This window comes from Mesorhizobium sp. ORS 3428, assembly GCF_001854785.1.
Lineage (GTDB): Bacteria > Pseudomonadota > Alphaproteobacteria > Rhizobiales > Rhizobiaceae > Mesorhizobium.
This window is the reverse complement of the sequence record NZ_MDFL01000143.1, coordinates 1-5,577: the sequence shown is the minus strand read 5'-3', so window position 1 is coordinate 5,577 and position 5,577 is coordinate 1. Positions and strand designations below refer to the sequence as shown.

Annotated in this window: 4 protein-coding genes and 1 pseudogene; 4 read left to right on the top strand and 1 reads right to left on the bottom strand. The window is 65.1% G+C overall.

The window, feature by feature from the left end; translation table 11 throughout:
- Window positions 1-166 precede the first annotated feature (166 nt).
- Window positions 167-1,249 (top strand): NAD(P)H-dependent flavin oxidoreductase, encoded by a 1,083-nt coding sequence (locus tag ORS3428_RS24525; protein ID WP_071100881.1) that lies wholly within the window; start codon window positions 167-169, stop codon window positions 1,247-1,249.
- Window positions 1,250-1,277: 28 nt separating this feature from the next.
- Here the strand turns inward: ORS3428_RS24525 and ORS3428_RS24520 are convergent, their stop codons facing one another.
- Window positions 1,278-2,780 (bottom strand): FAD-dependent oxidoreductase, encoded by a 1,503-nt coding sequence (locus tag ORS3428_RS24520; protein WP_172833727.1) that lies wholly within the window; start codon window positions 2,778-2,780, stop codon window positions 1,278-1,280.
- A 197-nt stretch (window positions 2,781-2,977) separates the two neighbouring features.
- Here ORS3428_RS24520 and ORS3428_RS24515 point away from each other — a divergent pair, with 197 nt between their 5' ends.
- From ORS3428_RS24515 to ORS3428_RS24505, 3 genes and pseudogenes are all read left to right on the top strand, one after another.
- Window positions 2,978-3,691 carry a FadR/GntR family transcriptional regulator gene (locus ORS3428_RS24515; RefSeq protein ID WP_071100879.1) on the top strand — a complete coding sequence of 238 codons (714 nt, stop codon included), beginning with the start codon at window positions 2,978-2,980 and terminating at the stop codon, window positions 3,689-3,691.
- A 5-nt stretch (window positions 3,692-3,696) separates the two neighbouring features.
- The gene (uxaC, locus tag ORS3428_RS24510; protein ID WP_071100878.1) at window positions 3,697-5,103 is read left to right on the top strand and encodes a glucuronate isomerase; all 1,407 of its coding nucleotides are present in this window, start codon (window positions 3,697-3,699) and stop codon (window positions 5,101-5,103) included.
- A gap of 39 nt (window positions 5,104-5,142) precedes the next feature.
- Window positions 5,143-5,577 (top strand): annotated as a pseudogene (locus ORS3428_RS24505) (ABC transporter substrate-binding protein); the annotation flags it as partial.

The following is a 5,577-nucleotide window of genomic DNA, read 5'->3' as shown; positions in this document are numbered from 1 at the left end:
CCGCCGACGCCCGGCCACGGGCGCTATCCGATCACCAAGCTGGAATGCCCGCTGGTGGAAAGGGAGAGCGTGGGGAGCGTGCCCGCACAATTTCGATGACCCGAGCCTGACACAGGCTTATGCTGGGTGAGCCTATGTTCTTTCCTCGACATGGGAAAAGACGCTCATGTGGCCGAATCGTCGTCTCTGCGATCTCTTCAAGATCGAGCATCCCATCATCCAGGCGCCGATGGCCGGTTCGGCCACGCCGGAACTCGCGGCCGCGGTGAGCAATGCCGGTGGACTGGGGTCGCTCGGCTGCGCATCGATGCTGCCGGATGGCCTGCGCAACGTCGCGCGCCAGATGCGCGCCTCGACCGAGCGTCCCTTCAACCTCAATTTCTTTGTTTTTCCCAGACCYGACACCAGCGACGCCGTGCTGACGAAGGTCATCGACAGGTTGCGGCCCTACTACGAGGAGCTGTCGCTTGACGAACCCTCGCGGAGGCTTCCGCCGATCGGACCGGGTTTCGATGAAGAAAAGCTTGAACTGCTGCTCGAGATTCGCCCGCCGGTCGTGAGCTTCCATTTCGGCATTCCGGGTGCGGCTGTCGTCGGCAGRCTGAAAGAGGCCGGTATCGTGATCATCAGCACGGCGACGAATGTCGCCGAGGCGGTGAAGCTCGCCGACAGTGGAGCCGACGCGGTCATTGCCCAGGGGTGGGAGGCGGGAGGCCACCGAGGTTCGCATTCTCCCAACGGTCCCGGTGATGGTGTAGGCACTATGGCGCTGGTTCCCCAGGTCGTGGATGCCGTCAAGCTACCGGTCATTGCCGCGGGCGGCATTGCCGACGGCCGGGGCATCGCCGCCGCTTTCGCTCTCGGCGCCAGCGGCGTGCAGATCGGCACCGGCTTCCTGTCCTGCGACGAAGCCGGCACGGATGCGTCGCGCCGCGCCCTGATCCGCTCCGCGACGGACATGGACACGATGGTCACCGACGCCTTCTCGGGCCGCGCGGCGCGGGCGAAACGCACGCGCTACGCCCTGGAGATGGAGGAGAGCCGGACGCGCCTTCCGGACTTTCCGCAAATGGTCGCGCTCAGCGCCCCGCTGAGCGCCGATGCGAAGGGAGATTTCGCCTTTCATCTCTACGGGCAGGCGGCCGCCTTGAACAGGGAACTCCCGGCCGGTCAATTGGTGCGAACGCTTGTGGCCGAAACAAACGCGGTATTCGAAGCGCTCTCGGCCGGCAAAACGACTCCTACGTGAGCGAGGTCTCGCCTGAGCCGCGCAAGGATCAGCCGGCAAGCAGCGACGCCATCCGGTCGCGATCGATGATGCCAGGGGCCGGCGGCAAGGGATGACCATCCATCTCGGCCAGTTTTGCTGCGATATGCGGCCTGGCGATGACGTCCTGGGGCAACGAGACGCACATGGCTATCTCGATCACGCCGCGGTAGATGTCCGCGTCCTGGGCTGAGGCGGCGAAAAGCCTGGCCATCATCCGATTCGGAGGTGGCATCGGGAGACCCTCAGCAAGCGCCTCCATCTCGGCGATCCTGGCGCGGTCCGCCGCGATCTGGTTGCGATAAAACGGGCCGACCTGACGCTCGGTCTCCGCATCGTATTCGCGGGCGAATTCGCCGGGATCGCCGATGTGCCGGCGAGCGACATTCCGCAGCACCTGCGCGTGCAGGAGACCGACGCTCAAGCCCCGCCCGGYGGACGGATTGGTGCATGCCCAGGCATCACCCACGGCCGCGTATCCCGTGACGACAGGCTGGCCGTCGACGACAAATCGCCGGTAGCGGTCGAGAACGCCTGCCATCAGCAGGACATGCGTGATCGGCTCTCCGTCGAGCCAATGGGCTTGCAGCGGGCATGCCTGGACCACGCGATGGAACGTGGCCGTGTCGCGCAAGGCGCGCATCGCCTTGTTCCTCGCGGAGGTGAACAGCGTGACCGACCAGGTGTCGTTGTCTCCGTCCAGCGTGAGGATTGAGAGCAGCCCCATGGGCGTCAGCACGCGGCCTTTTCTGCGCGGCCGCTGCTTTCCCGAAAAATAGCGCGTGAAATAGACGAAGTTGCTGTCCTCGGCTTCCTCGATCGGGCTGCGGCCGCCCGCCTGGCGGATCAATTCGCACGCCGGGCTTCGCCGTCCCATCGCGTCGATCACCAGATCGGCGCGGATCTCTTCGCCGGATGTCGTGCGCACGCCCGCAACATGCGGCACGCCGGGAACCGCCGCTGCGCCGRTGACCAACTCGCGAACCTTCGTCCCCCGTCGGATCGTCACATTGGGCGCTGCTTGYGCCATCTCGGCCACGGCCCACTCGATGGCCAGCCGCCGGCCGGTGACGAAGCGCATTGCCTCGTCGCCCGGGCGAGACGCCCTGTCCGCGATTGTCGGGGGAAGGAATCGAGGGTCGAAATAGTCCATCCAGACGCAGCCGGCGCGCAGCAACGCATCAGTCAACCCCGGCAGCTCCTGATCGGCGACCATTCGAAACCGTGAGGAGAGATTGTGCGGCTGCCTGAACTGGGCGACTCCGGGGCGCTCCCAGTCCCATCCTTGAATGGAACTCGAGGGGTGACCTGCCGGGTCGGCCTCGAGCACCGTCACGTCATGGCCGTCGCGGCCAAGCATGGCCGCCGCGCACAACCCGATCACGCCTCCACCGCAAATCAGGATCCTGCTCACCCCGTCCCCCCTGTCAGCGAGGTTTGACGCCACTTTAGCTTTTGCGCATTTTCCCCGCAACTTTGAGGACGGCTGGAGCCGATTGCGGGGGCAGTTCATCGGCACATCCCTGATATGCGCCTGTGAGGTACTCAGCCGGCCAGCGATCATTCGCGCCCTGGCGGTGTTGCCTGCCGTCACGGACCTGGAGCGGCGTTCGCTCAGTTGAGGTCATCTGCGCAAAATTGGTCAGGCCACATTACCACTTGATCACTTTGCCAAAATAGCCCTACTCTGCCTGCGGATGAGGAGGATGCATGCCGTTTCAGACCGTCACGACGCAGAGGCTCTATGAGCAGGTGGCCGAGCAGGTCAGTCGCCTCATTGCAGCGGGCGAGTTCCGCGCCGGGGACCGGCTGCCGCCCGAGCGCGATCTGGCGCGCAAGCTGGGCGTCAGCCGCCCGGTGTTGCGCGAGGCGATGGTGGCGCTGGAACTGGCCGGCTGGGTGGAGGTGCGGAGCGGCGCCGGGACTTACGTGAAAGCCACGGGTCGTATGCCGCTCGATGTCGTCAATGCGGGTCCGGGCGCCTTCGAACTGCTGGCGGCACGGCGCATCATCGAGGGCGAGATCGCCGCGCTTGCGGCAGAAGTCGCAACCGGCGCGGATCTCGCCGAGCTCCGTTCCCTCAACGATCAAATTCGTGCCGAGACCGCGGCGGGCCGCACAGGTGTCGATGCGGACAGCGCCTTCCACCGCAGGCTCGCCGAAATCACCGGCAATGCGATCCTTGTCGATATCGTGAGCGGTCTGTGGGCGCGGATGAACGGGCCGATCCTGGCGCGGTTCCACGAGCTGACCAACCGGCCCGGCAAACACGGCACCAACATCGCCGATCACGAGGCGATCATCACCGCCCTCGGCAGCCATGATGCGGATGCGGCGAGAAAAGCCATGGCAATCCATATCGGCCATGTCGAGGCGGTCTTCGCCGAGGACGTCGCCGACGCCGATCTGGCGAGCGTGGGTTGACCACCATGCCTCTGCTCGATGAAAACCGTCTCTTCCCCGCCGATCCTGCAACGCGCGGCGTGGCGCGCAGGCTCTACGATCATGTCAAGAACCTGCCGATCGTCTCGCCGCACGGTCACACCGACCCGCGCTGGTATGCGCTGGACGAGRCGTTCCCCGATCCGGCAACGCTGTTCGTGAGGCCGGATCACTACGTCTATCGCATGCTCTACAGCCAGGGCGTTTCGCTGCAGGACCTCGGCGTCGCCGACCGGGAGGGCAGGCAGTCGAACGATGCTCGTTCGATCTGGCGGCTGTTTGCCGGCAACTATCATCTGTTCCGCGGCACGCCGACGCGCATGTGGCTCGACCATGTCTTCGCGACGCTGTTCGGCTTCGAGGAACGGCTGTCGGCGAGGAACGCCGATCACTATTACGACGTGATCGACGAGAAGCTGCGCACGCCGGAATTCCGGCCGCGCGCGCTCTACCGGCGCTTCAATATCGAGACGATCGCGACGACCGACAGTCCGCTCGACGATCTTTCGCATCATCGCGCTGTGCGGGAATCCGGCTGGGACGGCCGCGTGGTTCCGACCTACAGGCCGGACCCGGTCGTCGATCCGGATTTCGAGGGCTTCCGCAAGAATGTCGAGCGGCTCGGCGTAATCACCGGCTGCGATACGCTCTCCTGGCAAGGCTATCTCGAAGCCCATCGCAGCCGCCGCGATTTCTTCCGCGGCCTCGGCGCGACGGCGACCGATCATGGCCATCCTTCCGCAGTGAYCGCCGATCTTTCCGAAGCCGATGCGGCGGRCCTATTCGCCAAAGTGCTTTCGGGCAATTTCACGCCGGATGAAGCCGAACACTTCCGCGCCCAGATGCTGACCGAGATGGCGCGCATGAGCGCCGACGACGGCATGGTGATGCAGATCCATCCTGGTTCGATCCGCAATCACAACGAGGCCGTCTTTACCCGCTTTGGCCGCGACAAGGGCGCCGATATTCCCGGGCGCACGGATTATGTGCGGGCGCTCAAGCCCTTGCTCGACCGCTTCGGCAATGAGCGCGGGCTCACCATCATCCTCTTCACGCTTGATGAAACAGCCTATTCGCGCGAGCTCGCGCCGCTCGCGGGCCATTATCCGGCGCTGCGCCTCGGGCCAGCATGGTGGTTCTACGATTCGCCGGAAGGCATGCGCCGCTTCCGCGAAATGACCACGGAGACGGCGGGTTTCTACAACTCTGTCGGCTTCAACGACGACACGCGCGCCTATCTCTCGATCCCTGCGCGGCACGATATGGCGCGCCGCGTCGATTGCGCATTCCTTGCCGGACTGGTCACGTCAGGCCGGCTGGATGAAGACGAGGCCTTCGGGGTCGCCCACGACCTCGGCTATCGACTCGCCAGGGAGGCCTACAAACTGAACTGAGGAAGCAATCCAGGCAACCGAAGACCAAGGGAGGAAGACATGACTTTTCGTGACATCAGCCGAAGAACGTTCACGGCGGGCGTTGCGCTCACCAGCCTTGCGGCCGTGTGGCGTCCGGCATTTGCCGCGCTAAAAATGCCCTCGTCGCCCGTCGATCTCAACATCGTCGACGTGGCCGGCAACCTCGCACTCACCCAGAAGGCGATCGAAGCCTACGCCGCGGCCAAACCCAATGTCGTGGGCCACGTGCACTTCACCAAGGCGCCGGCGCCGGAGTTGCCGGGCAAGATCAAGGCGCAGCAGGATGCCGGACGCGTCGACATCGACCTCGTCCTTACCGGCACCGATGCGCTGTCGGCAGGCATCGTGCAGGGCCTGTGGGTCACCCTCCTTCCCGATCATGCCGACCTGCTGCCGAAGCTGCAGGACATCTACCAGCCCGCCGCGTGGAACATGCAGGGACTGGCGCAGGGC